General features: G+C 63.7%; 26 protein-coding genes. 12 read left to right on the forward strand and 14 right to left on the reverse strand.

What is annotated here, in order from left to right; genetic code table 11:
* Positions 1–3 precede the first annotated feature (3 nt).
* Positions 4–519: a 3-hydroxyacyl-[acyl-carrier-protein] dehydratase FabA gene (fabA, locus tag KUW18_RS17305; protein ID WP_206944160.1), complete on the reverse strand. Its 516-nt coding sequence runs from the start codon at positions 517–519 to the stop codon at positions 4–6.
* A gap of 224 nt (positions 520–743) precedes the next feature.
* On the opposite strand from fabA, the gene KUW18_RS17310 reads away from it, so the two are divergent.
* Positions 744–2,603, forward strand: coding sequence for a putative bifunctional diguanylate cyclase/phosphodiesterase (locus KUW18_RS17310; RefSeq protein ID WP_206944158.1), 1,860 nt, complete (start codon positions 744–746; stop codon positions 2,601–2,603).
* Here the strand turns inward: KUW18_RS17310 and KUW18_RS17315 are convergent.
* The 10 genes from KUW18_RS17315 to KUW18_RS17360 form a co-directional block, all read right to left on the reverse strand.
* Positions 2,560–3,108 (reverse strand): DUF2878 family protein, encoded by a 549-nt coding sequence (locus tag KUW18_RS17315; RefSeq protein WP_206944156.1) that lies wholly within the window; start codon positions 3,106–3,108, stop codon positions 2,560–2,562. The two genes, KUW18_RS17310 and KUW18_RS17315, sit on opposite strands and share 44 nt — an antisense overlap.
* Positions 3,109–3,110: 2 nt before the next feature.
* The gene (locus KUW18_RS17320) at positions 3,111–4,379 is read right to left on the reverse strand and encodes an SAM-dependent methyltransferase (RefSeq protein WP_206944154.1); all 1,269 of its coding nucleotides are present in this window, start codon (positions 4,377–4,379) and stop codon (positions 3,111–3,113) included.
* Positions 4,380–4,465: 86 nt separating this feature from the next.
* Entirely contained in the window at positions 4,466–5,275 is an 810-nt protein-coding gene (locus tag KUW18_RS17325; protein ID WP_206944152.1) for a DUF1365 domain-containing protein, read from the reverse strand.
* Positions 5,272–6,603 carry an NAD(P)/FAD-dependent oxidoreductase gene (locus KUW18_RS17330; RefSeq protein ID WP_222561983.1) on the reverse strand — a complete coding sequence of 444 codons (1,332 nt, stop codon included), beginning with the start codon at positions 6,601–6,603 and terminating at the stop codon, positions 5,272–5,274. Before KUW18_RS17330 ends, KUW18_RS17325 begins: the two co-directional genes overlap by 4 nt.
* The gene (locus KUW18_RS17335; RefSeq protein ID WP_222561984.1) at positions 6,600–7,412 is read right to left on the reverse strand and encodes an SDR family NAD(P)-dependent oxidoreductase; all 813 of its coding nucleotides are present in this window, start codon (positions 7,410–7,412) and stop codon (positions 6,600–6,602) included. Before KUW18_RS17335 ends, KUW18_RS17330 begins: the two co-directional genes overlap by 4 nt.
* A 68-nt stretch (positions 7,413–7,480) precedes the next feature.
* On the reverse strand, positions 7,481–7,921 hold the full coding sequence (locus KUW18_RS17340; protein ID WP_222561985.1) for a nuclear transport factor 2 family protein: 441 nt from the start codon (positions 7,919–7,921) through the stop codon (positions 7,481–7,483).
* A 31-nt stretch (positions 7,922–7,952) separates the two neighbouring features.
* Entirely contained in the window at positions 7,953–9,380 is a 1,428-nt protein-coding gene (gene phrB, locus KUW18_RS17345) for a deoxyribodipyrimidine photo-lyase (RefSeq protein ID WP_222561986.1), read from the reverse strand.
* Between the two features lie 181 nt (positions 9,381–9,561).
* A complete protein-coding gene (locus tag KUW18_RS17350) occupies positions 9,562–10,473 on the reverse strand; it encodes a MerR family transcriptional regulator (RefSeq protein WP_206944142.1) in 912 nt (303 codons plus the stop codon).
* A 160-nt stretch (positions 10,474–10,633) separates the two neighbouring features.
* Positions 10,634–11,020 (reverse strand): sirohydrochlorin chelatase, encoded by a 387-nt coding sequence (locus tag KUW18_RS17355; RefSeq protein ID WP_206944141.1) that lies wholly within the window; start codon positions 11,018–11,020, stop codon positions 10,634–10,636.
* A 96-nt stretch (positions 11,021–11,116) separates the two neighbouring features.
* Positions 11,117–12,139 carry an NAD(P)/FAD-dependent oxidoreductase gene (locus KUW18_RS17360; RefSeq protein WP_206944140.1) on the reverse strand — a complete coding sequence of 341 codons (1,023 nt, stop codon included), beginning with the start codon at positions 12,137–12,139 and terminating at the stop codon, positions 11,117–11,119.
* A gap of 176 nt (positions 12,140–12,315) precedes the next feature.
* Here KUW18_RS17360 and KUW18_RS17365 point away from each other — a divergent pair, with 176 nt between their 5' ends.
* Positions 12,316–13,230 carry a TIGR01777 family oxidoreductase gene (locus KUW18_RS17365; RefSeq protein ID WP_222164129.1) on the forward strand — a complete coding sequence of 305 codons (915 nt, stop codon included), beginning with the start codon at positions 12,316–12,318 and terminating at the stop codon, positions 13,228–13,230.
* 99 nt (positions 13,231–13,329) lie between these two features.
* Here KUW18_RS17365 and rapA read toward each other — a convergent pair whose 3' ends face one another.
* Complete coding sequence (gene rapA, locus KUW18_RS17370; protein WP_222561987.1) at positions 13,330–16,305, reverse strand: RNA polymerase-associated protein RapA; 2,976 nt, start codon at positions 16,303–16,305, stop codon at positions 13,330–13,332.
* Positions 16,306–16,597: 292 nt separating this feature from the next.
* Positions 16,598–17,407, reverse strand: coding sequence for a TlpA family protein disulfide reductase (locus KUW18_RS17375; RefSeq protein WP_222483837.1), 810 nt, complete (start codon positions 17,405–17,407; stop codon positions 16,598–16,600).
* A gap of 151 nt (positions 17,408–17,558) precedes the next feature.
* Here KUW18_RS17375 and KUW18_RS17380 point away from each other — a divergent pair, with 151 nt between their 5' ends.
* Positions 17,559–17,825 (forward strand): hypothetical protein, encoded by a 267-nt coding sequence (locus tag KUW18_RS17380; protein ID WP_206944136.1) that lies wholly within the window; start codon positions 17,559–17,561, stop codon positions 17,823–17,825.
* A gap of 4 nt (positions 17,826–17,829) precedes the next feature.
* Here KUW18_RS17380 and KUW18_RS17385 read toward each other — a convergent pair whose 3' ends face one another.
* Positions 17,830–18,267 (reverse strand): hypothetical protein, encoded by a 438-nt coding sequence (locus tag KUW18_RS17385; protein ID WP_206944135.1) that lies wholly within the window; start codon positions 18,265–18,267, stop codon positions 17,830–17,832.
* Positions 18,268–18,724: 457 nt separating this feature from the next.
* Between KUW18_RS17385 and phnC the strand changes: the two genes are divergently transcribed.
* The 9 genes from phnC to phnK all read left to right on the forward strand — a co-directional run bounded on the left by phnC (position 18,725) and on the right by phnK (position 26,398).
* Positions 18,725–19,579, forward strand: a complete 855-nt coding sequence (gene phnC / locus KUW18_RS17390; protein WP_206944134.1) for a phosphonate ABC transporter ATP-binding protein — start codon at positions 18,725–18,727, stop codon at positions 19,577–19,579.
* 91 nt (positions 19,580–19,670) lie between these two features.
* Positions 19,671–20,696 (forward strand): phosphonate ABC transporter substrate-binding protein, encoded by a 1,026-nt coding sequence (phnD, locus tag KUW18_RS17395; RefSeq protein ID WP_206944132.1) that lies wholly within the window; start codon positions 19,671–19,673, stop codon positions 20,694–20,696.
* 88 nt (positions 20,697–20,784) lie between these two features.
* Positions 20,785–21,579 carry a phosphonate ABC transporter, permease protein PhnE gene (gene phnE / locus KUW18_RS17400; RefSeq protein WP_206944130.1) on the forward strand — a complete coding sequence of 265 codons (795 nt, stop codon included), beginning with the start codon at positions 20,785–20,787 and terminating at the stop codon, positions 21,577–21,579.
* Between the two features lie 81 nt (positions 21,580–21,660).
* Positions 21,661–22,428: a phosphonate metabolism transcriptional regulator PhnF gene (gene phnF / locus KUW18_RS17405; protein ID WP_206944128.1), complete on the forward strand. Its 768-nt coding sequence runs from the start codon at positions 21,661–21,663 to the stop codon at positions 22,426–22,428.
* Between the two features lie 8 nt (positions 22,429–22,436).
* Entirely contained in the window at positions 22,437–22,868 is a 432-nt protein-coding gene (phnG, locus tag KUW18_RS17410; RefSeq protein ID WP_206944126.1) for a phosphonate C-P lyase system protein PhnG, read from the forward strand.
* 2 nt (positions 22,869–22,870) lie between these two features.
* Positions 22,871–23,539, forward strand: a complete 669-nt coding sequence (phnH, locus tag KUW18_RS17415; RefSeq protein WP_222561988.1) for a phosphonate C-P lyase system protein PhnH — start codon at positions 22,871–22,873, stop codon at positions 23,537–23,539.
* Positions 23,539–24,702: a carbon-phosphorus lyase complex subunit PhnI gene (locus tag KUW18_RS17420; RefSeq protein ID WP_222561989.1), complete on the forward strand. Its 1,164-nt coding sequence runs from the start codon at positions 23,539–23,541 to the stop codon at positions 24,700–24,702. The genes phnH and KUW18_RS17420 overlap by 1 nt, the downstream gene beginning before the upstream one ends.
* Positions 24,699–25,574, forward strand: a complete 876-nt coding sequence (locus tag KUW18_RS17425) for an alpha-D-ribose 1-methylphosphonate 5-phosphate C-P-lyase PhnJ (RefSeq protein WP_206944120.1) — start codon at positions 24,699–24,701, stop codon at positions 25,572–25,574. The genes KUW18_RS17420 and KUW18_RS17425 overlap by 4 nt, the downstream gene beginning before the upstream one ends.
* The gene (gene phnK / locus KUW18_RS17430) at positions 25,571–26,398 is read left to right on the forward strand and encodes a phosphonate C-P lyase system protein PhnK (RefSeq protein ID WP_222239084.1); all 828 of its coding nucleotides are present in this window, start codon (positions 25,571–25,573) and stop codon (positions 26,396–26,398) included. The genes KUW18_RS17425 and phnK overlap by 4 nt, the downstream gene beginning before the upstream one ends.
* Positions 26,399–26,416: the final 18 nt, after the last annotated feature.

Genomic DNA, 26,416 nt, shown 5'->3' on the forward strand with positions numbered 1-26,416 from the left:
TGATCAGAAATTCGCGGTGGAGGTGAACAGGCCGACGCGCAGGTCATTGGCCTGATAGATATCGCGGCCATCGACGGAGACAGTGCCGTCCGCCATGCCCAGAATCAGGCGGCGGGTGATGACGCGCTTGATATTGATGCGATAGGTAACCTTCTGGGCTTCAGGCATGATCTGCCCGCTGAACTTGACCTCACCACAGCCCAGTGCCCGGCCACGTCCGGGATGGCCGAGCCAGCCAAGGTAGAAGCCCACCAGCTGCCACATGGCATCGAGGCCGAGACAGCCAGGCATGACGGGGTCACCCGGGAAATGGCAGTCGAAGAACCACAGGTCGGGGCGGATATCGAGCTCGGCGATCAGTTCGCCCTTTCCGTACTCGCCACCCTCTTCGTAAATGCGCGTGATGCGGTCGAGCATCAGCATGTTGGGGGCCGGCAGCTGGGCATTGCCCGGGCCGAACAGCTCACCGCGGCTGCAAGCCAGCAGTTCATCGCGATCAAAAGAGTGTTGCTTGGTCACTGGAGCGTTCCGAGAGTCGAAGTGATGTACGCCGCGTACGGCAATCTGCCGCCACGCGGCCTGCCTAGTCTACTGTTCGTGGGGGCCGAATGCACCCCGTGGACCTTCGATCATGGTCGTGGTTGCTCGGAAAAGGAATCTTGCACTACAGATTTCCTACTGTCGGCCGATAACGATAGGACAGCAATTTCGCCTGTTCTCTCCAGCGGGAGTCCGTATCGACCATGTGGCCTCGTCTCTCCTTTAACCGCCCGCTGATCTGGCTCGGGCTCTGCGCCATGTCGGCGATTTTATGGCTGCCCAGCGTGTCGTTGCGGCTCGGTGCCGTCGTACTGATGGCGGTGGCGCTGTGGGATGGCTGGCGCCAGATCAAGCTCGAGCAACGCCGCGCGCGGCTGACCGAGCAGGTGATGCGTCAGTCCGGCGAAGCGGTGATGATTACCGACGCTCAGCATCAGATACAGGCGGTCAATCCGGCCTTCACCGAACTATCGGGCTATGAGCTGACAGAGGTTCAGGGGCTGAGCGCCAGCAATCTGGCGGCGGCGCGCCATGACAGCGCCTTCTTTGAACGTTTCTGGCAGGCCTTGACCAGCACAGGTCATTGGGAAGGTGAGCTGTGGCAGCGGCGCAAGGATGGCAATGAGTATCCGATGTGGCTGGAGGTTCAGGTGATCTCCGATGCCCGTGGCCATCCCGAGCACCACATTGCCACCTTCACCGACATATCCCTGCGCAAGGCGCGAGAGCAGGACCTGCGACGCATCGGGCGGGAAGACCCGTTGACCGGCCTGCCCAACCGTTTTCGGCTACATGAGCTGCTGTCTTCTCGTCTGCGTCACCTGCGAGCAGGAGAAAGCCTGGACCTGGCCCTCATCGATATTGACGGCTTTCGCGAGATCAACGAGAGCCTGGGCGTCAGTGCCGGAGATCGCCTGCTTGCGCGTTTCGGCAAAAGATTGGCCGGTCATGTGGCCGGCGGCGTGGTCGGTCGACTGGGCGGAGATGAATTCATGGTCCTGCGTACCACCACGTACGATGACCACGAGGGCTGGATCGAGGGATTGAAGGCCCACCTGGGGGAGCCGTTTCAGATCGACGGAAGCACCCTGCGCCTGGGCATCACCATTGGCAGCTGTCGTGCCCCCGAGGACGGCGACAATGATGGTGTGCTGTTCCAGCGACTGGAGTCCGCGCTGGTCTCCGCGCGGCGACGCGGCGGCAATCTGTGCTTGAGGTTTCGGCCGGCATTGGACGTCAGCGACAGCCCCAACCTGGCGCTGCTCAATGACCTGCGCGAAGCCCTCGCCCAGGGTGGCCAGCTGGAGCTTCACTATCAGCCCCAGCATCGACTGTCCGATGAGGCCATGGTCGGCATGGAAGCCTTGCTTCGCTGGCGCCATCCACGCGATGGGCTGGTGTCACCGGCCGAGTTCATTCCCCTGGCCGAGCGTCACGGCCTCATGGCCCCTCTGGGGGACTGGGTGATCCACCAGGCGCTGACACAGCTCGCCCATTGGCGTTCGCGTGGGCTGCCGCTGTTGCCGGTGTGGATCAACATTTCGGCCATGCAGCTGTTCCAGGGGGACCTGGAAAAGACCCTTGCCACGGGACGCGCACGCCACGAAGTCGACTCTCACTGGCTGGGGCTGGAGCTGACCGAGTCAGTGCTGCTGGATGATCGTGGCGGCGACATCGCGCCCAGGCTGGAGCGCTTGAGGGATCTTGGGCATCGTATCGCCATCGATGACTTCGGTACGGGGTATTCGTCGCTGGGGTATCTCAAGGAGCTACCGCTGGACAAGCTCAAGCTGGACCGAGCCTTCGTCAAGGCGCTGCCCCACGAGACCGCCGACGCCGCCATCGTCGATGCGGTGATGGCCATGGCCAGGGGACTGGGCCTGGAGGTGGTGGCAGAGGGGGTGGAAACCGCCGAACAGCGTGACTATCTGCGGCAGGTTGGATGTGATGAGGTCCAGGGCTACTTCTACGCGCGACCCATGCCGGCCCATGAGCTGGAGGCGCTATGGCGCGAGAGCGTCAGTCAGCCGCTGGAGAGCGGTTCTCGCCAGGCGGTGGCGTGAGGTATCCACGGGCCGCCGCCAGGCTGACCGTCAGGCAGATCAGCGCCCAGATGACGGCCTGGCTCGGCAGTAGCCACGGGGCTAGCGCTACCCCTGCCAGCTTGGCGCCGCCGAAATAGGACAGCGGGGCACTGATGGCTCCTCCCAGCGCTGCCAGCCAGGGACGCGCCCACAGCCAGTAGAGCGAGTGATGAATCAGCATGGCGAAAAGAGGCCACAGCCACAAAAGCCACAGCGCCAGCGGTCCCACCCGGACGTCTTCAGGCGCAAAGCGATAGCCCCCCAGCAGCGCCAGGCTACCGTCGATGGCAAGCCCCGTCAGCCCGAAGATGACCAGCCAGCGCCACTCCCCTGGGCGCGCCATGCCAATGAGATGAGCCGCGAGCACCACGCCGGCGACGATGCCGCCCACGCCCGCACCGCCGATGACGCAGGCCAGCCAACTCAGCTGGAAGCCAGCTGCATTGAGCGCAAGCCAAGGCCAGGTTGTCCGAGAGCGGGCCAAGATTACGGCCTTCCGAGCCGGGTCGGAGGACGCGCATCGGGCTTGGCCAGCAGCAGGTGACAGGTGCTGATGGTGCGCTCCAGGAAGGCGGCTTCGCAGTAGCACAGGTAGTAGCGCCACATGCGAATGAAGCGCTCGTCATAGCCCAGCCGTGCGACACGATCCAGATTGGCTTCAAAGCGGTGGCGCCACTCGCGCAGGGTGCGAGCATAGTGCATGCCGATATCATCCAGATCGATCAGGTTCAGGGACGTGTGTCGCGTCAGCTGGGTGAGCAGCACGGTCGGTGAAGGCAGGAACCCCCCCGGAAAGATATAGCGCTTGATGAAGTCCATCTCCTTGCGCGCTGCCTCGTAGCGCTGGTCCCGCACGGTAATGGCTTGCAACAGCACCAGCCCGCGTGGGGCGAGCAACGTATCGAGTGTCTTCAGGTACAGCGGCAGGTAGTCGGCGCCGACGGCCTCGATCATTTCCACCGAGACGATCCGGTCATAGCGACCGCTCAGTTCCCGGTAGTCCTGTTTCAACAGCGTGACCTGGTCGTCCAGCCCCTCTTCGGCCAGTCGACGCGCCGTATGTTGATACTGTTCCTCGGAGATCGTGGTCGTGGTGACGCGGCAGCCGCGGGTTTTGGCGGCATGAATGGCCAGCCCGCCCCAGCCGGTACCAATCTCGAGAAGGTGGTGATGGGGCTGCACATCCAGCTTGTCGAGCATGACGTCCAGCTTGTGGGTCGAGGCTTCCTCCAGGCTGGCATCCGGGCTTGGGAAGACGGCGCTGGAATACATCCAGTGCTCGCGGTCGAGGAACGTCTCGAACAGGTCGTTGCCGATGTCGTAGTGCGCCGCGATGTTGCGCTTGGCGCCCTTGCGGCTGTTGCGCTGCAGTCTCAGCAGCCCCGACAGCAGGAGTCGGCCAAGGCTGGCGACCCCCCTTTCCACGTCGTCATTGACCTGATCGATGTTGAGGGCGAACAGGCGAATCAAGCCGACCAGGTCGTCAACGTCCCAATCGCCTTCCATGTAAGCTTCCGCAGCACCCACCGAGCCGCCCATGGCCATACGCTTCCAGGCGCGACTGTGACGCACCACCAGAGTAACGGACAGCTCGCCGTCCTCGCCGAGAAGGTGGCGTTCGTGACCATCGATGAGCGTGATGTGGCCGTGCTTGAGCTTGGCCAAGTGGCCCAGCACGCGAGGCTTCAGCCAACGCGACAGTCTGCCTTCTTCGCTGCTGGCGATAGCGTGGTGCTGTGTTCTCAGGGTGGTCATGTCCTGGACTCCTTGGGCTAACCGAGAGCCGCTTGACGGGGGCGGCGGTGCAGTGTCGCTGGCGCTGGACTGGCGTGTGGTCAAGGTCATGACTGACTCTCCCTTGGCTGAGGCGTGGCACCCTCTGCGGGGGGCGGATGATCGTGCAAGGGAACGCCCTTGAGCCACAGCTTGAGCGCCTCCCAATGGATGGCGGCCAGTGTCTTGGTGGCCATCCAGGGCTGGCGTGCCAGCGTCGACATGAGGGCACCGCGCGTAGCAGGCTGGCCCTCCAGGGTGAGCGTGGCATCAAAATGGCGCTGCTCGTCTCGCCAGGTTTCCATGTGCATGAACAGCGCCTCTCCGGGACTGTTGAAGCGCCAGTGATAGGTCATGCCCATGGGCAGGAAGGGCGAAACGTGAAGGTCCTTGTCGAACGCCGCGCGATGCGTGTGGCGGCTGCCATCCACTGCGCTGGCGTATCGGGTTCGCTCTCTCCAGGGGGTATTGGTGACCTCTCCCAGCACCGCGCCGAGCCGCTCCTCTCCTGTCTCGTCGGCAGGGTGATAGAGGTAGTAGAGCGATATGGGATTGAAGCTGACCCAGGGCGACGACAGTTGCGTCAGCAGGGTGACGCGTCCCTCTGGGGCGGCTCCCAGACGCTCGCGCACCTCTTCTCTGGCGGCCTCTGCCAGTGACAGTTGCTGGCCTCGGGCGGGCAGGTAGTCTTCCCGGCGGAAACGTGCCAGCGCGGGCCGCCTGGCACTGAAGCCGGGCACACCATCGAACAGTGCGGGGAGCTCATCCAGGTCCAGCAACGCCATCCACACGCGATAGTCGAAGGAGTGCTGGCGAGGCAGAAAGCGGCGATGACGCAGGGTGCCACGATAGATGCGCGAGCGCGGCGTCGTGATCATGACGTCGCCTCCCTGAGACGCTCATGGTCGAGCTCGTCACAGCCCAGCGCCTGGGCCACCCGCAAGGCGCTCCAGACGCCATCTTCATGGAACCCATGACGCCAGTAAGCTCCGCAGAAGTGGGTGCGACCCTTGGTGCCGGAAATCTCGGCGTGGCGAGCCTGGGCCAGTGCACCTGCCTGGGTGAACTGAGGGTGTGCGTAGGTGAAGCGTCCAATTACCTTGTCGGCGGCGATGCTGTCGCTGTCGTTGAGGGTCACGCAAAAGGTATGCGGCGCCTCAAGTCGTTGGAGGATGTTCATGGCGTAGGTAACCGAGACGTTCGCGCTGTCGGCGCGGCCATCAAGACGGTAATTCCAGCTGGCCCAGGCGCGTGACCGGCGTGGCAGCAGCCGAGTGTCGGTGTGCAGCACGACCTCGTTGTCGGCATAGGGCAGGGCGGAAAGTATCTCGCGCTCCGCCGGGCTCGGGTCCTCCAGTAGTGCCAGGGCCTGGTCCGCATGACAGGCCAGGACCAGCTGGTCGAAGCGCTCTTCGCCGCTGTGCGTGCGGATGACGACGGCATCGGCTTCCCGGCGAATGCCATGGACGGGAGTGGCCAGCCGGATGCTGTCGGCGTAGGGCGCAGTCAGGCGGTCAATATAGGTGCGGGAGCCGCCCTTGATGGTGAACCACTGAGGCCTGTCGTTGATCGATAGCAGCCCATGATGATGAAAGAAACGCAGGAAGAAGCGCGTCGAGAAAGCGCGAATGTCGGCCAGGCTGGCGGACCAGATCGCGCCGCCCATGGGCAGCAAGTAGTGGCGCTGGAAGTCTTCACTAAAGCCTTCGCGGTCCAGGTAGTCGCCTAGCGGCAGCAGCAGCGGGTCAGGGTCTGCATTCGCGTCATGGTTGGCAAGGTCATGAATCGCCTGGCGGTTGAAGCGCACTATCTGTCCCAGCAACCGGTAGAACGAGGGTCTCAGCAGGTTTCGGCGCTGGGCGAAAAGCGAGGCCAAGGTGTGGCCGTTGTATTCGAAGTCGACGTCAGTGCGATGCACCGAAAAGCTCATTTCGGTGGGCTGATAGGCAACGTCGAGATGATCGAGCAGGCGCTGGAAGTGGGGGTAGGTCCTGTCGTTAAAGACAATGAACCCGGTGTCGATGGCGTAGTCTTGACCGTCCATCTCGACATCGACGGTAGCCGTGTGGCCGCCCAGGCGGTCCGCTGCTTCAAACAGGGTGACCTGGTGACGGGCACTCAGGTAGCGGGCCGCTGAGAGTCCGCTGATGCCGCCACCAATCACTGCAATACGTTGTGCGTGTGGCCCGGGTTCAGGTCGGGTCATCCGTCGTTCTCCTGCTGTGAAGGCGTCTCGGTGTCGTGTTCGCGCCGCACCAGCCGCTTGCCGATCGCGACCCTCAGGCGCAGGGGCATGACGCCCAGCAGCTTGACCAGGTAGGTAAAGCGGCGCGGGAAGTGGATGTCTCGGCGGCGCGCCGAGAGTCCCTCGAGAATGGCCTTCGCGGCCTTTTCCGGGGTCACGGCCATGGGCATGGGGAAGTCGTTGCGCTCGGTCAGTGGTGTCTTGACGAAGCCTGGGTGAATGACGCTGACATCAATCTGCTGATGGGCCAGGTCGAGGCGCAATGATTCGCAGAAGTAGGTGAGCGCCGCCTTGGAGGCGCCGTAGGCTTCGGCCCTGGGCAGGGGAAGATAGGCCGAGGCGCTGGAGGTGACGGCGATCAGCGGGCGTGAACCTTGGTCGCGGGCCTGATGCAGCAGCGGCAGCGCCGCTTCCAGTGCGTGAATGGTGCCAAAGAAGTTGGGATCGAAATTGTCTCTTACCAGCGAGGTATCGACGCGACCGCCGTCCAGGTAGACGCAGGTGCCGGCATTGAAGATCACCATGTCGAGGCCATCGAAGGCATCAGCGATGACGGCTGCTGCGTCCTTCATCGCCTGCAGGTCGGTGACGTCTGCGGGCACCAGCAGTGCGTTGTCGCGCTGGCCGGCCAACGTTTCAAGGCCTGAGCGGCTGCGGGAGGTCAGTGCCACCCGGTGGCCATCGTCCAGCAGGCGCTGTGCCAGCGCTTCGCCGATGCCTGAAGTGGCACCGGTGAGCCATATGCGCTGTGGGTTGGGGTCGCGAGCCATGTCATCCTCACTGTTGCTGGTACCAGATGCTGCTGACTGCCAGCTACGTGGGATGGCTAGTCAGGGTTTCAACCTGCCGCGATACGCTTGATTCGGCGAACCAGCATTCCCACTAGGGGCAGGCGTTCGTACAGCAGTGCTCCGGCGTCGAAATAGTCCTGATGGCGAATCACCTTGCCGCCTTCGCCGGAGGCAAAGGTCAGCGCCGAGCAGCCCTCCACGGCGATGGGTTTCCCCCGTGCCAGGCGCCGATGCTGCAGTGTCATGGTCCAGGTCACGAACCCATGTTGTCCCTCACGCACAGCATGCCTGAAGTCGAACTGGCACGTGATCACGTTGGCATACATGGCATCGAAATCAGCCTTCAGGTTGTTAATGCCGTTGACCCGGTGGAGCGGGTCGATGAACACGATGTCATCAGAATATATACTGTATAGCTTTTCTGTACAGGTTTTGTCCAGCTTGTTGAAGGTGTCGCAGAAGGCTGCCAGCTGCGGGTCGTCGATCATCGTGGTCTCCCTGTCGGTGCTCGCGTCTGCCTTAGTCATCCTTGGACAATGACTTGAAGGCCTCGAGCGCTCGTTCGCGAGCCGCCTTGTGCTCGACAATCGGTCGAGGATAGTCGTTGCTGCTGAGGAGGTCCGAGGATGGGGCGTGGCGCTGGCGTGCCGGGAGGTCAGCTAGCTCCGGCAGCCAGTGGGCAATGAAGTTGCCGTCGGGGTCGAAGCGTTCGGATTGGGTCGTGGGGTTGAAGATGCGGAAGTACGGGGCGGCATCGGTGCCCGTCGAAGCAGCCCACTGCCAGCCTCCGTTGTTGGCCGCAAACTCCCCGTCGACCAGGTGCTCGAGGAAGAAGCGCTCTCCGCGGCGCCAGTCGATCAGCAGGTGCTTGGTGAGAAACATGGCGGTCACCATGCGCAATCGGTTGTGCATCCACCCGGTCGAGACCAGCTGGCGCATGGCGGCGTCGACCAGAGGGTAGCCGGTACGCCCTTCACACCAGGCGGCGAAATCATCGTCGGCGTCGCGCCACTCAAGGGCTTCTGTATAACGTTGGAAGGCGCGGTATCGACAGACCCTGGGGAAGCCCACGGCCACATGCTGGTAGAACTCGCGCCAGATCAGCTCGCTGACCCAGGTCGTCAGGCCCTTGTCGCCATCGCTCAGGCTGCCGTCATTGATCGAGATGACGGCCTGCATGCACTGGCGCCAGGAGATCATGCCCATGGCCAGGTAAGGAGACAGCTCGCTGGTGCCTCGCTTGGCCGGGAAGTCGCGGTCCTCCTTGTAGCGTTTCCCAGGGCTGCTGATGGATCCGCTCAGGAAGGCCGATAGACGGTCCGCGGCAGCCTCTTCTCCTGCCGGCCACCGGCGGCCATCGACCGCCTTGTCATCGTAGCGAGTGCGCTGACGGGCTGTTGCTGACACTTCCACCGGTGATTGCTTGGCAGGCGCGTCCAGCACCTCGAGGCGTTCGCTGCTGATGGCCTTGTGCCAGGCTTTCGAGAAGGGGGTAAACACGCCATAGTAGTCGCCCTTGCCGGTGAGCAGCTCGCCTGGGCTGAAGGCCACTGCATCGCGGAAGGCACGCACCTCCAGGTCGCTGTTGTCGCCAGCCTCCAGTACCGCCTGGTCACGTTGCCATTCGTCCAGCGGGTACTCGCGATTGAAGTACAGCGCATCTGCGCCGAGCTCCTCGGCTAGGCGCATCAGCGCCTCGGGCGCTTCCTTGAAGGAGGGCGTGTCGAGCTGGATCAGCGGGATATTGCGCTGTGCCAGGGATTCTCCCAGTGCTTCGACACCGCGCGCGATGAAGTCGAGCTTGTTGTCTCCATGTCCGTGTTCGCGCCATTGCTCCTGGGCGTGAAGAAATACCGCGATGACGGGACCCCGCTGGCTGGCATGGAACAGGGCGGTATTGTCGTGGACTCTCAGGTCCGTTCGGAACCAGACCAGGGTGACAGGCATGGAGTGGCCTCCTCGTGTTGAAGGATCGGTCATGGAGGGTTGGGCGTCGGCAGACGATGACTGGCCGGACGTTAGAACACTAGCGAGGAGGTCTGGCGAGAAGCGTTGGGCGGCGCTTCTCGCCTACAAAGGGGCGCCCTCGGTATTGATGGACCGGTGTTGATGGACCAGTACTGTTGGATCAGTGCTGGCGGATCAGCGGCCTCAAACGATCAAGCGCCATGGGAATGTCGTCACCCAGCACCTCAATCTCGCTATCCTGCAATTCAGCGGCCCTGATGCGCGCAACGGGACCACACAATGCCAGCGTGGTATCGAGCTGCTCGGCCAGGCGCGGCAGCAGTCGGCGCACCACGTCTGCACGCTCTGCCTTGCCGCTGCACAGCACCACTGCGCCAGGACGCAGGCGCTCGAGAGCCAGGGGCAAGTCGGTGAAGGGGAGAGGATCATCCATCAGCACAATGCGATAGCCCCTCTCGCTGGCGGCCAGCGCCATCATCAGCGTCCATAGCGCGCCATCATCGTCAGGCAAGGTATCCAGCAGCAGAGTGGGGCCGCGGGCGATTCGGTTGGCGTGAAACAGCCGAATGCCGATACGGGTGCGCAGGAAGCTCTCCAGTGTGCGTCGCTGCAGCGCGGCACCCAGCTGTCCCTCCCAGCGCTCTTCGAGTTCCAGGATCACCGGCTGCCATAGCTCGGTCAGGCAGGTACCGACCGGATACAGCGCCAGTGCCTGCTGATAGAGGCTGTCCAGGTGGTCCATGTCCAACGCGTCGACCGCACTCAGTACCTGCCGGCGTTGACTTGGCCAGTCGCCTGCCGCGGTGGGGGCAGGTTCGGCCGGCTCGGGTTGCGCCAGCAGGTCCTTGACCTGACTGACGGGCACGCCGCGATTCAGCCATTGCAGGATGCGCTCGACCCGCTCAATGTCCTCGCGGGCGTACAAGCGGTGCCCCTTGGGCGTGCGACGGGGTTCTATCAACCCATACCGTCGCTCCCAGGCGCGCAGGGTCACCGAATTGACCCCGGTTAACCGCGAGACTTCGCGGATGGGGTAGAGAGGAGATTCGGTGGGGGGCGCCGTATGACTCATGGGGGCCTCGATGCGTGTCCTGTTGCGAAGTAAAAGCGCGAAAGCGCCGTGTCCTTTGAACCTGCTGGATCAAATCGACGGTACAGCCAGTGCCGAGCTGTACAGACGGTACAAAGTGTACAACAGCTTTACTGCTTTTCGCTCACGCTGTTTGCATGTGTTACTGGTCCGCGTCGAGCGATTCCCCGACCTGATCCGCGACCGCACTGGCCAGCGCTTCGACGAAGGCCGGGTGTTCGCCAACCGGTGGAAGCAGTGTCAGCGACAGCTGGTCGTGCTCCGCCTTCAGGGCGTCGATCTGCGCGGGCACATCCTTGCGCAGATGGCGGCCAGCGGCGAAGAACAACGGCAATACTTCGATCTGGTGAATGCCGCCCTCGCTCAGTTCCGCCACGGTGGCTTCCAGGGATGGCTCGCACAGCTCCATGTAGGCCAGCCGGATGGGCGTTCCCAGACGTGGCACCAGCGCATCGCGGAATTGCTCGAATGGGGCTCGCCACTTGGGGTCGCTGGATCCGTGTGCGAGAAGTATCAGGGCGTATGACATGAACGGATTCCTGTTAAAAAGCGATGATCGCGTGGTATCTGCCGGTGAGCAGCGTGCCGAAAATGTTGCGGTATCCCGCTTCGGTTCGCCAGACGTTCATGGCGCGCCCACCAGCGACACGAGGCGTTCGGCGGCATGGCTGCCGGATAGCCAGGCATCTTCGATGCGCCCGCCTCGGCAGCCATCACCGGCCAGTACCAGGCCGCTGTCGCCGATGCGGTGGTCTTCCTCACCGAGGCAATTGACTGCGTTGGCGTAGCGCCAGCGATGGGCACCTCCCAGGGTGACATCGGGCAGGGCGGTTGCCGCTGGCAGTCTATCGGTGAAGGCGTCGAGCAGTCGCTGGGCGATCGATGATGCGTCATCTTCGAGATACTGTTGGCTCCAGCGCTGGGTGGCTAGCAGGACCACGGTTTCTGCCGCTTCATCTCTGCCGGGTTTGGTGTTGTGGCGAATCGCCAGGCGTATGGGGCCTTCGTCGAAACGGGCCACCGGCCAGCCTGGGTCCACCCCGGGAAGGGTTAGCGGTGCGTCGAACGTGACCCAGGCACTCCAGCAGGGCTGCATGTCGATCTCCGAGCATGCGGCGGCCAGCGCCGGATCATGAGGTCGCAGCAGCGGCGTTGCCTGGGGAGCCGGCGCGGTCACGACCACGTGATCGAAGGGGCCATGGAGATCCTGATGGTGATCCTCCAGCCACCAGCCATCTAAGCGTTCGTGCAATTGGGTGATGCGGGTGGAGGGGATCAGCTCTTCCCCCGTCGCCAGGTGTCGAGTCAGGGCGCTCATGCGTGGGGTGCCGCAGTAGCGTGATTCGTCGTCCTGATGCGAGCGCCATTGCCGCTCATGGTCGACGCAGTACAGCATGCTGGGCCAAGGGGCCACGATGTCAGCCTCACGCCAAGTGTCGACAGCGGCCTGGAAGTCGGGATGTCGCGCCGTGAAGTGCTGAGCGCCTAGGTCCAGAGACTGTTCACCTTGTCGCCTGGAACCTGCACGGCCACCTGGACCGCGTCCCTTGTCGAAAAGGACGGCGCGGTGACCCAATGCTGTCAGCCGATTGGCACAGGCTAGCCCGCTGATGCCTGCTCCAATGATGGCAACTTGTCGTCGCATCATGTCCGACTCCCAAGCTCGGCGTGTTGTGATATGACCTAAGCGTACAAATGATGTACAACTTGAGTCAAATAAACTTCTCGACCAGCCGTGAGCGCAACGTCTAGGCTGATGAGAAGCGCAGGTGCGCAGCCGTCAGCGCTGATCGCACATCTTTGAGGGATCAACGAGAGGTGTCCATGCGAGTATTGATCACGGGTGGCAGTGGCTTTGTCGGGCAACGTCTATGTCGCCGGCTGGTCGACAATGGCCATCGGGTGCAGGTGGTGTCGCGCGCGCCAGCCAAGGCGGCCAAGGCCTTGCCAGAGGGCGTCGATGTGCGCAGCAGTGCCTTGGACTTCGTCGACAAGCCCCCTGCTGCGCTGGTCAATCTGGCCGGTGAGCCGATTGCGGACAAGCGCTGGAGCGATAGCCAGAAAGAGCGGCTCATTGACTCTCGGGTGAACGCCACCAAGGAGCTGGTGATGTTGTGCGAGCAACTGTCCCAGACCGCAAGCGCTCCGCAGGTACTGGTCAGTGGCTCGGCCATGGGCTACTACGGTGATCAGGGCGGGGGCGATGACGCTGCGCCAGTGACCGAGCAGACGACACCCCATGATGAATTCGTCCATCGCTTGTGCCAGCGCTGGGAGGATGCGGCAAGGGGGGTAGAGGCCTATGGGGTACGCCTGGCCATCCTGCGAACTGGCCTGGTGCTGGATCAGGGTGGGGGCATGCTCAAGAAGCTACTACCGCCCTTCAAGCTCGGGCTGGGCGGACGGCTGGGCAAGGGGGATCAATACATGCCGTGGATCCACCGCGAGGACTTGGTGGAGATGCTGCTGTGGTTGATCGAAAAGCCCCATCTGTCGGGTCCCTTCAATGGCAGTGCGCCGCAGCCGGTGACCAATCGTGAGTTTACCCGGGCCATCGGTCGGCATCTCAAGCGCCCAACGCCCTTTCCGGTTCCGGCGCTGGTGCTTGAGACGTTACTCGGAGAGATGTCCAGGCTGCTGCTGACGGGCGCACGGATGGTGCCTCAGCGCTTTGAGGAGGAGGGCTTCACCTTTCGCTACCCGACCTTGGATCAAGCGCTGGAGGATATCCTCGCCTGATACCACCAGGCCCCGACCATGCGGTTAGGGGCCCGGTGGCCCTGGCAGGCCTGCCAGGGAGGCGCTGGTGCATTCTCGAGCGCCGTGGTGCCCGCCGGGTCAGCGGGTGTCGTCGTCGATGGTCACAATCACGCGTACCGCGTCGAGCCTTAACCGGGTGCCTTCGATGGCCTGATCCAACGCCTGACGTTCCTCACGCAGGGCGGTGATTTCATCCTCGCGCACCGATGGATTGCGTCGTGCCAGGGCTTCCAGTCGCGTCAGCTCGTTGTCCAGACGCTGACGCATGCGTACCTGGGCGGCTTCGACGATCGTCGGCAGCTCGCGCTGGGCCTCGGCTTCGGCGCTGTCGAGCAGGTCTCTCAGCTGGTCGTGGCGGCTCTTGATCAGGTCTCGAGCCACGGCTTTCTTGACCTTCTTCAGGTTCTTCGACAGACCCGTGAAGGACACCTTGTCGGTCAGGTTGGCGCCTGATTCGTCAAGCAGCACCCGCACGGCGGTGGGGGGCAGGAAGCGGTTGAGGTGCAGTCGCTTGGGGGCCGGACAGTGGGTGCGGAAGACCAGCTCCGCCATCAGCCTGCCCGCCGGAATCGCCGGGTGCTTGAGCAGTGCCAGGGCGGTGTTGCCCATGGCGCCGTCGAGAATGCGCCCCATCATTTCGCGCACCAGAGGGTGCTCCCACGACAGTCGTTGGACGTCGTCCCTGGCCAAAGCCCGTGAACGGGAAGTGGTCACGGTAAAGCCTTCTTCCCCCTTCACCAGTCCAGGTAGGCCATCCAGCATATGAGGCCCGGGGGTCAGCAGCGTCAGATCGTTGCCCAGTTCCTTGCTGTCGACGCCGAAGATGTCCAGCGCCTGATCGAGGTAGCGCGGCAGCGCACGGTCTTCATCGAGCTCAACAATCGCTTCGCGCACGGCCTCGACCCGCTCCGGGCGACAGGCGTTGAGCTCCAGCAAGCGATTGCGGCCCGCGTCACGCTCTGCCAGCTTGGCGTCGAACAGCGCGCGTGTCTCAGTAATGACGTCGTCCAGAGCCTCGTCATCCAGCAGGCTTTCGGCCAGGTCGTCGCCGAAGGCATCGAACAGCTCATTGCCAAGTCCGTGGGGCGCGCTGAAGGCATCCATGCCCTCCTGGTACCAGCGCAGCAGCTTTTCGCCGGGGCTACCCTCGAACACGGGGACATGAATCTCGATGGCGTGGCGCTGGCCAATACGGTCGAGGCGACCGATGCGCTGTTCGAGCTGATCCGGGTGCAGTGGCAGGTCGAACATCACCAGGTGACGGCAGAACTGGAAGTTGCGGCCTTCAGAGCCGATTTCCGAGCAGACCAGCACCTGGCAGCCGTCTTCATCGTCGGCAAAGGCGGCGGCGGCGCGGTCGCGCTCCACCAGCGACAGATCTTCGTGAAACACCGGAGCCTGGACACCGCCGAGCACTCGCAGGCCATCGGACAGCCCCTGCGCGGTTTCGCGATCATGGGCAATCACCAGCACCTTGTCATCGCCCATCTCGGTCAGGCGTTCCAGCAGCCAGGTCACGCGTGGGTCGAACTGCCACCAGGGCTCTGCGTTGAGCGGATCCTCGCTCAGTGCGCTGTACATGCCATCCAGGTAGATCATCACGTCGGGATGATCGAGCCCGGTCTCGATCAGCAGCTCGTCCAGATAGTCTTCATCGCGGCCAAGACGGCGCAGCACGCGACGGTAGGAGGACGGCAGCTCAAGCTTATCCACGTGCAGGCGGCGCTCGGGGAATCCACCCACATGGCGGCGGCTGTTGCGGAACATCACCCGCCCCGTGCCGTGCCGGTCGAGCAGTTGGTCACGTAGCTGGGCGCTCGCCAGCTCGCGCTGTTCGCTGCTGCTTTCGGGGTTGGATAGCGTCGCCAGCAGGGCCTGGCTGTCGCTGTCGCTGTCGTCGGCGACGGCCCCGATCGCGTCGCGGGCACTGGCATCCAGGGCGTGCTCCGAGCTGCCGGCAAGTGCGTCGATGGCTTGGGCCACGCCGACATAGCCTTGTTCTTCGGCGCGGAAGGCGTCGAGATCGGAATAGCGGTCACGGTCCAACAGCCGGAGGCGTGCGAAGTGGCTGGCCAGTCCCATTTGCTCCGGAGTAGCGGTCAGCAGCAGCACGCCCTCGGTGGCATCGGCCAGACGCTCGACGCAGGCGTAGCCCGGGCCGACCTCCTGCTCGCTCCCCTCGTCCTGTTGGTCCTGGTCATGCCACTCAAGGTGATGTGCTTCGTCGACGATCAACAGGTCCCACTGGCAGGCCTCCGCCTGGCTCTGGCGGTGAGGATTGGCAAACAGCCAATCCTGGCTTGCCAGCACCAGCTGGCCAGCATCGAAGGGATTGCTGTCACCGTGGGCCTGGCTCTGCTGTTCGTCGAGCAGGGTCACCGATAGCGAGAAGCGGCGCAGCAGCTCCACCAGCCACTGATGGGTCAAGCTCGCCGGCACCAGGATCAGCGCGCGCTCGACCCGGCCAGTCAGCAGCAGGCGGTGCAGAATCAGCCCAGCCTCGATGGTCTTGCCCAGCCCCACCTCATCGGCCAGCAGCACGCGTGGCGCCTGGCGGGAGGAGATCTCGTCGGCGATGTAGAGCTGATGCGGAATCAGATCGATGCGAGGCCCGGCCAGGCCGAGTGCCGGATTCTGCTCCACCCGGTGGTGGTGGTGCAGGGTACGAAAACGCAGGTCGAACCAGTCGTTGCGATCGACCTGGCCGGTCAGCAGGCGGTCACGGGCCTGGTCGAACTGCATGCTGTCGGCCAGACGGGCCTCCGGCAGCTCGCACAGCTCGCCAGCGTCGTCCTCGCCGATGTAGACGATCAGTCCATCGATTTCCTTGGTATCGTCCACCGTCATCTGCCAGCCCTCGGCAGACTGGATGCGGTCGCCGCTGCCGAAGGCGACGCGGGTCAAGGGCGCGAGACGGGTACTGTAGGTGCGGGTTTCCTGGCTGGCGCCGAAGAGCACGGTGACGCTGCGCGCGTCGCAATTCAGGATGGTGCCCAGGCCGAGTTCGGCCTCGCCGTCGCTGATCCAGCGCTGGCCGGGAGAGAAGTCGCTCATGATGCCTCGGGAGATGCGTCGTTACGGTTCGTGGTCGCGGGCCGGGCCCGCCGCCGACAGGGCGCGGTATCTTACAGCAATCTTCAGTCTGGCTTAAGCGCGATTGTCGCGCCGGGGATGACTTTGCAGAGTCGTCGCAGGCCGATACCGCGACGCGGGGGAGCAAAGCGGCGATGTTGCAGGCGACGGGAAGAAGGCGACAGAAGATGGGCGGGCCGAGGCGGGGTGGCCGCCTCGGTCCTGAGACTGCGGGTGCGTTTCACCTGCAGTATAAGAAGAGCGTGGCAGCTGCTCAGCGATTCAGCCAGTCATCCAGCAGGGGCAGCGTCAGCTCCCCCACATGGCGTTCGAGGAGCTTGCCATCGGCACTGAACAGCAGGGTCGTCGGCAGGCCAGGGGATTGGCTTGCGGCCAGCAGCTGTTGACGCGGGTCGAGCAGCGCGTAGCGGAAGTCGAGGTCGGCCTGATCCAGATAGCGGGTGACCTGAAGGAGCGGCTCGCCCTGATTGGCCATGATCACGGTGACATCATCGCGCTGATCGATCTTGGCCAGCAGCGGCATCTCCCGCCGGCATGGGGGGCACCAGGTCGCCCATAGGTTGATGATCATCGGCTTGCCGGCAGCGTCGCCCGTCAGCGTACGCAAGGCGATAGGCGCTCCGTCGACATCTTCCAGGGTCAGCTCTGGCACCTGCTGCGGAGCAGGGCTGGCGGACAGCGGGGCCCAGCTGACCAGCGCCAGCCAGCCAAGTGTCGCCAGCAGGGTCAGGCCTTGGGCGCCCAGCAGGGCGGCCATACGATCACGCAGCGCCCACAGGGTCCAGAGGGCCGCGGCAGCCAGCCCCCACACGGCACTATACCCAGGCAGCCACAGGCTCACGATATCGAGCCTGTCGTCCCGATACGCCTCCCAGTGCATCACCACATGTCCGAGACGAGCACCGAGCAACCAGGCCAGCATCAGGCCGTTGAACCAGCGACCATGGCGGCGGCGCGGAAGCCCCAGCAGAAAGGCGCTGGCCGCGAGCAGCAGTAGGGTGATGGCGAGTGCGTAGAGCCGGGGCAGGCTCACTAGCACCGGACCAATGGCGATGGCATCCATGGCGGGGAAGGCTCCGTTGATCAACGCGAGGGCACGAAAAGTCGATAGCGAGCAGGTACACTGGGCGAACCCGATTCGGCAAGGCTACTGCGCTCGTCGGGCGCTGTCATCTTGCGTCAGGCCGCCAGTCCCTCATTTATCAGGATGCGTGATGCCCTCACCCAAGACCTTCGACCCTCTGCGCGCGCTGGCCATCAGTAGTCAGGCGCTGGGTTTCATCATGATCTTCGTGCTCGGCTCGACCCTGGAGTCACCGCGGCCGTGGCAAGGCCTGACGTTGCTGCTCATGCTGGTTGTGGCGCTGGCTGTGGCCGTGGCGCGACGCTATCGCAACAATCGGGTGCAGAAGCAGCGTGATGAGCGCCGCAAACGCCTGTTGCAGGACGATGACGAGGCGCTGGATGAGGGTTTCGACTGACGGATCACCGGCGCGGAGTATCGCGCTGGGTGCGGGCTAAGGTGACATGCCGGCACGCGCTGGGGTCGATGGCGGTCAGCCTTAGCCAATGGCCTTCCGGAAGCCGGCACAGCACGACTCGGAAGGCGCATTGAGGCGAGGCGCTGTCGGGCGCATCCCAGCTTCTCACCCACCCGCAGGCGTCTCCGCATTGCTCCAGGCGCTGGCGCAGCCTGGGAAAGTCCGCTGCACTGACCTCCAGATTAATGGTGCGCGGTGGGGTCGGCGTCGTGCTGGCAAGTAGCATCAGCACGTGAGTCGTGTCCCCACCGCCTAGCTCCAGAGTGACGCCTGTGGCGCTCACCACCAATGGCCGCAGTTCCAGCACCTGTTCGAAGAAACGATGCATGGTGGCCAGGTCGGTGACTTCCAGCGCGCTGGGTTCCAGGCTCAGATGCTGCATAGGCTGTCTCGCATAGGGACGTTACCTTTCACAGGGACGCTGCCTCTTTCAGGTGCGCTGTCTGTCAGTCTGGTCGCGGTTGCCAGAACTTTCCCTTTGAACCTGCCAATCATGCCCATGGCCTGGCGCTATCCCGGGTATCCCTTGCTCCTGTCAGGCCACCTTCGGCGGGTATCCGATCGCCTGAACAGCACGCCAGCTCATCGCTGCACCGCCGTGAGTCGTCGCCTCAAGCGAACACGGACAGCGCTCGAGCGGAATATGGCTGTGCGGTGGCATTTGCGTTACAGCACAGTGACGCCAATATTTAATGTCCTGTTTTTTAAAATAATTGTCTGAAAAGGCCTGGGCTGACGTCGATGCGTCCGGGTGAATTTGTCACATCAATGACATTGTCTAGACAACATGCCTTAACCTGCCGCCTGCAGACTGATGCCATTCCAAGAGGAGAGGCATCATGTCCATCCCCACCATCGTCGTCGAGCGACTCAACAAGACGTTCGGCCATCGCCAAGTGCTCGAGGACGTCAGTTTCGAGATCACCCCAGGCGACATCGTTGCCCTGATCGGTCCCTCCGGTTCCGGCAAGTCGACATTGATGCGCCACCTGGTCGGATTGACCTGCTGTAACCGACATACCGGCGGTCGGGTGAGCCTGCTGGGCCGCGAGGTACAGGCCAGTGGCCGGATCAAGCGTGCCAGTCGTGGCCAGCGCTGCCGTGTTGGCTACATCTTCCAGCAGTTCAACCTGGTCAATCGCCTGAGTGTGCTGACCAATGTGCTGATCGGGCAGCTGGGGCGCATGCCTCGCCTGCGCGCGCTCAGCGGGCGCTTCAGTCAGGAAGAGAAGCAGCGGGCCCTCGAGTGCCTCGCCCGGGTCGGCCTGGAGGGCATGGCCTATCAGCGCGCCAATACGCTCTCCGGTGGCCAGCAGCAGCGCGTGGCGATCGCGCGGGTATTGATGCAGGACGCCGACGTGATTCTCGCCGACGAGCCCATTGCATCGCTGGATCCGCGAAGTGCCCGTGAAGTGATGGAGATTCTTCAGCGAATTCATGCCGAGGACGGTCGTACGGTCGTCATCACCCTGCATCAAGTCGACATCGCCCGGCGTTACTGTCATCGCGCCATCGCGCTCAAGGATGGTCGGCTGTACTTCGACGGCAAGACCTCTGAGCTGACCGATGCGCGCCTCAGCACCCTGTACGAAAACGCCGGGCTCGATGAGCTTCGTTCCGGCGCCCAGCCCGACTTGCCATCGCCGACCCGAGAGCCGGCCCATGCCCAGCCCGCGGTGGCGGCGCATGTCTAGTTCGGACGGCTGACGGCAATCCAACGCGATACCGACAACGACTGCATCACCTCTTATCTAGAACACCCCCTGCACCCCCCAGGAGATACCCATGCTTTTTGCTAATGTTCGCCGCCTTTCGCTGCCGCTGATGGCAGGTCTTGGTCTTGCTGCCGTCACTCAGCTGGCGGCCGCCGATACCCTCAAGTTCGGCATTATCTCCACCGAAGCGAGCCAGAACCTGGCACCGCTGTGGGACCCCTTCCTCGAGGACATGTCCGAGCAGGTAGGGATGGAGGTCGAGCCGTTCTTCGCCACTGACTACGCTGCGGTGATCCAGGCCATGCGATTTGGCCAGATTGACCTGGCCTGGTACGGCAACAAGGCGGCCATGGAGGCGGTGGACCGTGCAGGAGGCGAGATCTTCGCCCAGACCGTGGCCGCGGACGGCTCCCCCGGCTACTGGAGCTTGATGATCGCCCACCAGGATAGCGACCTGCATGACGTCGACGACGTGCTGTCCAATGCCTCCGATCTGGTGTTCGGCAACGGTGATCCCAATTCCACCTCCGGCTTCCTGGTACCGGGCTACTACGTCTTTGCCAAGAATGGCGTCGACGCCGCTACCGCCTTCAAGCGCACGCTCAATTCCAGTCATGAGACCAACGCACTGGCCGTGGCCAACAAGCAGGTCGACGTGGCCACCTTCAACACTGAAGGCATGCAGCGTCTGGAAGTGACGGCGCCCGACAAGGCCGAGCAGCTGCGGGTGATCTGGAAGTCGCCGCTGATCCCGTCCGATCCGCTGGTGTGGCGTAGCGATCTGGATGAGGCCACCAAGGACACCCTGCGTGAGTTCTTCATGAGCTATGGCGACGATGCCGACGAGCAGGCCATCCTCGAGCCGCTGCAATGGGCCGAATTCGTCGCTTCCAGCAATGATCAGCTGCTGCCGATCCGTCAGTTGGCCCTGTTCAAGGAGCGTTCTGAAGTGGCCAAGGATGACAGCCTGAGTGAAGGGGACCGCGAGGCCCGTCTGGCCGAGATCGATGGCCAACTCGATGACCTTGATACGCGCATGAAGGCCATCCAGGCGGCCGAGGCAATGCCCGAAGACGCCGCCGCCAACGCAGGTTGATGGTTCGCCGGGCCGTCTATCGGCGGCCCGGCCTCGGTTTCAGCGCCGTTCGTGACAGCGCATGACTTAAGCCCTCTGTGGAGAGCGCATGAGCACTCAAACCCAATTATCCGGTATCAGCATGCCGCCCAAGCGCAGCTGGACCACGTTGGCGCTATGGGGTCTGGGCCTGGCGGTATTGGCCTGGTCCTGGCAGGGCGTCGAGATGCAGCCCAGCCTGCTGTTTACCAATGCCAGCAACATGGCAACGTTGGCCGGCGACTTCTTCCCGCCTGCGCTGGGCAACCTGGACCACTACATTGATCAGATGCTGGTGACGATTCAGATCGCGGTATGGGGCACCCTGCTGGCCATTCTGGTGGCGATTCCGGCGAGCCTCTTGTGCTCCGAGAACCTGGTGCCCTGGTGGGTATACCAGCCGGTGCGCCGACTGATGGATGCCACCCGTGCCATCAACGAGCTGGTATTTGCCATGCTGTTTGTGGTGGCCGTAGGGCTGGGGCCCTTTGCCGGCACCCTGGCGCTGTTCGTGCACACCACCGGCGTTCTCGCCAAGCTGTTCTCCGAGGCGGTGGAAGCCGCTGAAGCGGGCCCGATGGAGGGCATACGGGTGACCGGTGCCGGGCGTATCGAGGAGATTATCTTTGGCCTGATCCCGCAGGTATTGCCGCTGTGGATCTCGGTCAGCCTGTATCGCTTCGAGTCCAACATTCGTTCGGCCACGGTGCTCGGGATGGTAGGCGGCGGTGGCATCGGCGTGGCGCTGTGGGAAACCATGCGCGGATTTCAGTATGCCGAAACCGCCACCATCATGCTGGTCATCATCGTCGCCGTGACCTCCCTGGACATGGCGTCACAGCTGGTGCGTAAACGCTTTATCTGATCGCGGTCGTGGCAGCTTGCGCCACGACCACCATCAGCTCCACACGGCTGTGCTACATCGCCTTCTTTTTTTGGAGTGAAGATGTCTAGACAAGTTGCCGAAGCCGCAGGGCTGCCGCGCTACCGCATGCTTGCCGATGTGTTGTCCAGGGAAGTGCGCGGGAGCTATCGCGCCGGCGACCTGCTGCCCAGCGAAGCGGCACTGGCACGACGCTTCGGCGTCAACCGTCACACCGTGCGTCGGGCGCTGGACGAACTGGTGGCTGCTGGAATGGTGACACGCCATCAGGGGCGTGGCACCCAGGTGGTGGATCGCCGCCTGGACTATGCGGTGAATGCCGCCAGCAAAGTGACGCACAACCTGGCTGAGCTGGGCCTGGCGACCGAGACCTGCTGCCTGACCCAGGCGATGGTGGTGCCCCCGGAAGCCATTGCACAGCGCTTCGGCTGCGCCCCGGGGGACAGCCTGCTGTGTGTCGACACGGTGCGCTACGTGGATGAAGCGCCGCTGCTGCGCTTGCGCCACTGGTTCGACCCGCGACGGGTACCCGGTTGGCAAGACCGCTATCGCGGTGGCTCTACCCGGGCACTGCTGGATCAACACTATGGGCTGCGGCTGAGCCGCTCAAGGGTGCGGCTGGAAGCCGTCCAGGCCGATGACGCCGACAGTCGGCTGCTGCGCTGCCCGCGGCAGGCTCCACTGATGGTGCTGACCAGTGACAACGTCGACGAGGAGGGGCGGCTGGTCGAAATCTCCGTCAGTCGCGCTCGCGCCGATCGTGTTGCCTACCACTTCGACTTTCCGACGGACGAACGTCCGCAGTTTCAAGACGACGAGGCTCTCTCATGACGTCGACCATGACCCCAATGCAACGTCACCGCCTGCTGGCGTTGACGCCCTTCGAACGTCTTGCCCAAGGCTGGCAGTCACTGGGAATCCAGGCGAGACATCGCTGTGTGCGCGGACCAGAAACCGGCATGGCCATGGTACGCGGGCGCATGGGCGGCAGTGGCTCCGCCTTCAACCTGGGTGAGATGACATTGACCAGAGCCAGCGTGGCCCTGGACGACGGCTCGCTGGGACATGGCTGGGTCCGCGGCCGAGACAAGGCCCATGCTGAACTGATCGCGCTGGTCGATGCCTGTGCGCGACACGACCACTGGGCCCGGCGCATCGACAGCGAACTGATGGCGCCGCTGGCGCAAGAACTATCACAGCAACGCGAACAGGCGTCGCGCCAGTCTGCGGCCACGCGCGTCGACTTCTTCACCATGGTAAGGGGCGAATGAACATGACAGCACCACGCGAGGAAAGCGTTAGACCACATGACTGGCCAGGCCTGTCCGATGCTGTGCACGACGCCCAGCAGCGCTTTCGGCGCTTGCTGGGGTGCATGTCGGAGCCGGGCACCTTGACCAGCATGGCGTTGCCGTCGCTGCCGCCGGGAGCAGCGATTTCGCCGGCCGCCTGGGGGACGCTGCTGTCCCTGTGTGATCTGGAAACCCGAGTCTGGATCGATGCCACGCTTTCCGGGGCAGGCCTCGCGGCAGCCCTGGCCTTTCATACCGGCGCCCGGGTCACACCGGACCCGGCCAACGCTGACTTTGCGCTGGTGACGCCGACGACGCTCACCCAGGTCGAGGAATTTGCCTTGGGCTCCGATGCCTGGCCGGATCGCAGCACTACGCTGATCGTGATGGTCGAGACCATCGAGAGCCAAGGTGACTGGCAGCTTTGTGGGCCAGGTGTGCCCGGCGAGCGTTGCCTGGGACTGGGGGATCCCGATCAGGTACGCCCACTGATGCGCGTGCTGCACGCCAATCGTGGTCGTTTCCCGCGAGGCCTGGATGCCTTTATCACCTGTGGCACGCAGCTTACCGCCATTGCCCGTAGCACCCGCCTTAGCGGCCCTGGACTGGAGCAGCCTGAGTTGTCATCTGCACGTGAGGAGATTGCCTGATGTACGTTGCCGTCAAAGGAGGCGAGAAGGCCATCGCCAATGCCCATCGCTGGATGGCAGATCGCCGCCGGGGTGACCGTCAGCAGGCCGAGCTGGACGTGGCTCAGGTTCAGGACCAGCTGGGTCTCGCGGTGGATCGCATCATGGCCGAGGCCTCGTTGTACGACCCGGAGCTTGCAGCGCTGGCCTTCAAGCAGGCCAGTGGTGACACCGTGGAAGCCGTATTTCTGCTGCGTGCCTACCGCACCACGCTGCCGCGACTGGCCGAGACCCGCCCGGTGAATACCAGCGACATGTGCATCGAACGGCGCATCAGCGCCACCTTCAAGGACGTGCCCGGTGGTCAGGTGCTGGGGCCGACCTATGACTACACCCACCGCCTGCTGGATTTCATGCTGCTGGCGGGTGGTGACCGTGACGTGGCAGAACCGGAACAGGCGGATCAAGACCTTGAGGCCTGCCCGCAGATTCTCGACTGCCTGAACCAGGAGGGGCTGATCGAGCGGGAGCAGGATGATGGCAGCGAGCCCTATGACATCACCCGTGATCCCCCCGACTTTCCGGTGGATCGTGCGACACGCCTGCAGATGCTGGCTCGCGGCGACGAAGGGTATCTGCTGGCGCTGGGCTACTCCACTCAGCGGGGGTATGGCCGCAACCACCCCTTTGCCGGCGAGATTCGCCAGGGGACGGTGGAGGTGGAGATCGAGGTCGAGGGTTTTGACGCACCGATCTGCGTTGGCGAGATCGTCATGAGCGAATGCCAGATGATCAACCAGTTCGCGGGCAATGGCGACAGCGCCCCGCAGTTCACCCGAGGCTACGGCCTGGCCTTCGGCCGCAACGAGCGCAAGACCATGGCCATGGCACTGGTCGACCGGGCACTGCGTGCCGAGGAGCTGGGTGAGCCGATTCAGAGCCCCGCCCAGCAGGCCGAGTTCGTGCTGGCCCACGCCGACAGCGTCGAGGCATCGGGCTTTGTGTCACACCTCAAGCTGCCCCATTACGTCGACTTCCAATCCGAGCTGGACCTGATTCGCCGGTTGCGCCGCGAACACGCGGAGCGCACCCAAGGCGACACCCAGCACGCGCAGGCGAGCGGTGCTGACACCGCCGCAGACACTGCCATAGCGCCCACCGCTTCCAAGGAGTGCGCCCAATGATCGCCAACAGCAGTATCGCGGACGCCGCCCAAGGCGAGGCCAGCGGCTACAACTTTGCCTATCTGGATGAGCAGACCAAGCGCATGATTCGGCGGGCACTGCTCAAGGCCGTGGCCATTCCGGGTTACCAGGTGCCCTTCGGCGGTCGCGAGATGCCGATGCCCTACGGTTGGGGCACCGGTGGCATGCAGCTGACGGCTAGCGTGCTGGGGGCCGACGACACCCTCAAGGTGATCGACCAGGGGGCGGACGATACCACCAATGCGGTCAGCATCCGCGCCTTCTTCGAGCGCGTAGCCGGCGTCGAGACGACCACGGCCACCGGCGAGGCCAGTGTCATCCAGACCCGTCACCGGATTCCCGAGAAGACCCTGCGGGCGGACCAGATCCTGATCTTCCAGGTGCCTATCCCTGAGCCGCTGCGCTTCATTGAGCCCAGCGAGGAGGAGACCCGCGTCATGCATGCCCTGGAAGAGTACGGGGTGATGCACGTCAAGCTGTACGAGGACATTGCTCACCACGGCCATATCGCCACCACCTATGCCTATCCGGTCAAGGTGGATGGCCGCTATGTGATGGATCCCTCGCCGATCCCCAAGTTCGACAACCCCAAGCTGCACATGAGCGAGGCACTGATGCTATTCGGTGCCGGGCGCGAGAAGCGCTTGTATGCGATTCCCCCGCATACCCGGGTGGAGAGCCTCGACTTCGAGGATCATCCCTTCGAGATCCAGGCCTGGGAGCAGCCCTGCGCCATCTGTGGCGCGACCGACAGCTACCTGGACGAGGTCATCACCGATGACCAGGGAGGGCGCATGTTCGTGTGCTCTGACACTGACTATTGCAACACTCGCCGCGAGGACATGGCATGAAGCGTCCACAGCTTGAACGGCCCGCGCTGCTGAAGGCTCGCGGTATTCAGCGCCTCTACGGCCCTGGCAAGGGCTGCGAAGAGATCGACTTCACCCTGCACCAGGGGGAGGTGCTGGGGATCGTCGGCGAGTCCGGCTCGGGCAAGTCGACGTTGCTGCGCGTGCTGTCCGGCCTGGAGAAGCCGGACCAGGGGCAGGTGATCTATCACCCGGCTGAACAGGGCTGCGCAGGAGTGGCGGGCGAGATGGGCAGCGATGGCGAGCTCGACCTGTACGCCATCAGCGAGGCCCGCAGAAGGGCACTGCTGCGCATGGAGTGGGGCCTGGTTCACCAGAACCCGCGTGATGGCCTGCGCCTGGGGGTCTCTGCTGGCGCCAACGTTGGCGAGCGCTTGATGGCGATGGGCCAGCGCCACTATGGCGAGCTGCGTGCCGCCGGCCAGGACTGGATGAGCCGGGTCGAACTCGACCCCGAGCGTATCGACGATGCCCCCCAGACCTTTTCCGGAGGGATGCAGCAACGCCTGCAGATCGCGCGCACCCTGGTGACCCAGCCGCGTCTGGTATTCATGGATGAGCCCACAGGAGGGCTCGATGTATCGGTCCAGGCTCGCTTGCTGGACATGCTGCGCACCCTGACCCGAGAGCTCGGCCTGTCGGTGATTCTGGTGACTCACGATCTGGCCGTGGCGCGCTTGCTGGCCCACCGGCTGATGGTGATGCGTCGGGGCCGGGTAGTGGAGGCCGGGCTGACCGACCAGATCCTCGATGATCCACAGCACCCCTACACCCAGCTGCTGGTGTCCTCGGTGCTGACGCCATGATGGTTTCTCAGGAGTTGA

This window comes from Halomonas sp. DP5Y7-2 (assembly GCF_019802025.1).
Lineage (GTDB): Bacteria > Pseudomonadota > Gammaproteobacteria > Pseudomonadales > Halomonadaceae > Halomonas > Halomonas litopenaei_A.

Bases quoted from the DNA above. Each gene is read 5' to 3' on its own strand.
- KUW18_RS17310 (WP_206944158.1), top strand. From the start codon at position 744: ATGTGGCCTCGTCTCTCCTTTAACCGCCCGCTGATCTGGCTCGGGCTC.
- KUW18_RS17320 (WP_206944154.1), bottom strand. From the start codon at position 4,379: ATGACCACCCTGAGAACACAGCACCACGCTATCGCCAGCAGCGAAGAA.
- KUW18_RS17325 (WP_206944152.1), bottom strand. From the start codon at position 5,275: ATGATCACGACGCCGCGCTCGCGCATCTATCGTGGCACCCTGCGTCAT.
- KUW18_RS17330 (WP_222561983.1), bottom strand. From the start codon at position 6,603: ATGACCCGACCTGAACCCGGGCCACACGCACAACGTATTGCAGTGATT.
- KUW18_RS17335 (WP_222561984.1), bottom strand. From the start codon at position 7,412: ATGGCTCGCGACCCCAACCCACAGCGCATATGGCTCACCGGTGCCACT.
- KUW18_RS17340 (WP_222561985.1), bottom strand. From the start codon at position 7,921: ATGATCGACGACCCGCAGCTGGCAGCCTTCTGCGACACCTTCAACAAG.
- phrB (WP_222561986.1), bottom strand. From the start codon at position 9,380: ATGCCTGTCACCCTGGTCTGGTTCCGAACGGACCTGAGAGTCCACGAC.
- KUW18_RS17350 (WP_206944142.1), bottom strand. From the start codon at position 10,473: ATGAGTCATACGGCGCCCCCCACCGAATCTCCTCTCTACCCCATCCGC.
- KUW18_RS17355 (WP_206944141.1), bottom strand. From the start codon at position 11,020: ATGTCATACGCCCTGATACTTCTCGCACACGGATCCAGCGACCCCAAG.
- KUW18_RS17360 (WP_206944140.1), bottom strand. From the start codon at position 12,139: ATGATGCGACGACAAGTTGCCATCATTGGAGCAGGCATCAGCGGGCTA.
- KUW18_RS17365 (WP_222164129.1), top strand. From the start codon at position 12,316: ATGCGAGTATTGATCACGGGTGGCAGTGGCTTTGTCGGGCAACGTCTA.
- rapA (WP_222561987.1), bottom strand. From the start codon at position 16,305: ATGAGCGACTTCTCTCCCGGCCAGCGCTGGATCAGCGACGGCGAGGCC.
- KUW18_RS17375 (WP_222483837.1), bottom strand. From the start codon at position 17,407: ATGGATGCCATCGCCATTGGTCCGGTGCTAGTGAGCCTGCCCCGGCTC.
- KUW18_RS17380 (WP_206944136.1), top strand. From the start codon at position 17,559: ATGCCCTCACCCAAGACCTTCGACCCTCTGCGCGCGCTGGCCATCAGT.
- KUW18_RS17385 (WP_206944135.1), bottom strand. From the start codon at position 18,267: ATGCAGCATCTGAGCCTGGAACCCAGCGCGCTGGAAGTCACCGACCTG.
- phnC (WP_206944134.1), top strand. From the start codon at position 18,725: ATGTCCATCCCCACCATCGTCGTCGAGCGACTCAACAAGACGTTCGGC.
- phnD (WP_206944132.1), top strand. From the start codon at position 19,671: ATGCTTTTTGCTAATGTTCGCCGCCTTTCGCTGCCGCTGATGGCAGGT.
- phnE (WP_206944130.1), top strand. From the start codon at position 20,785: ATGAGCACTCAAACCCAATTATCCGGTATCAGCATGCCGCCCAAGCGC.
- phnF (WP_206944128.1), top strand. From the start codon at position 21,661: ATGTCTAGACAAGTTGCCGAAGCCGCAGGGCTGCCGCGCTACCGCATG.
- phnG (WP_206944126.1), top strand. From the start codon at position 22,437: ATGACCCCAATGCAACGTCACCGCCTGCTGGCGTTGACGCCCTTCGAA.
- phnH (WP_222561988.1), top strand. From the start codon at position 22,871: ATGACAGCACCACGCGAGGAAAGCGTTAGACCACATGACTGGCCAGGC.
- KUW18_RS17420 (WP_222561989.1), top strand. From the start codon at position 23,539: ATGTACGTTGCCGTCAAAGGAGGCGAGAAGGCCATCGCCAATGCCCAT.
- KUW18_RS17425 (WP_206944120.1), top strand. From the start codon at position 24,699: ATGATCGCCAACAGCAGTATCGCGGACGCCGCCCAAGGCGAGGCCAGC.
- phnK (WP_222239084.1), top strand. From the start codon at position 25,571: ATGAAGCGTCCACAGCTTGAACGGCCCGCGCTGCTGAAGGCTCGCGGT.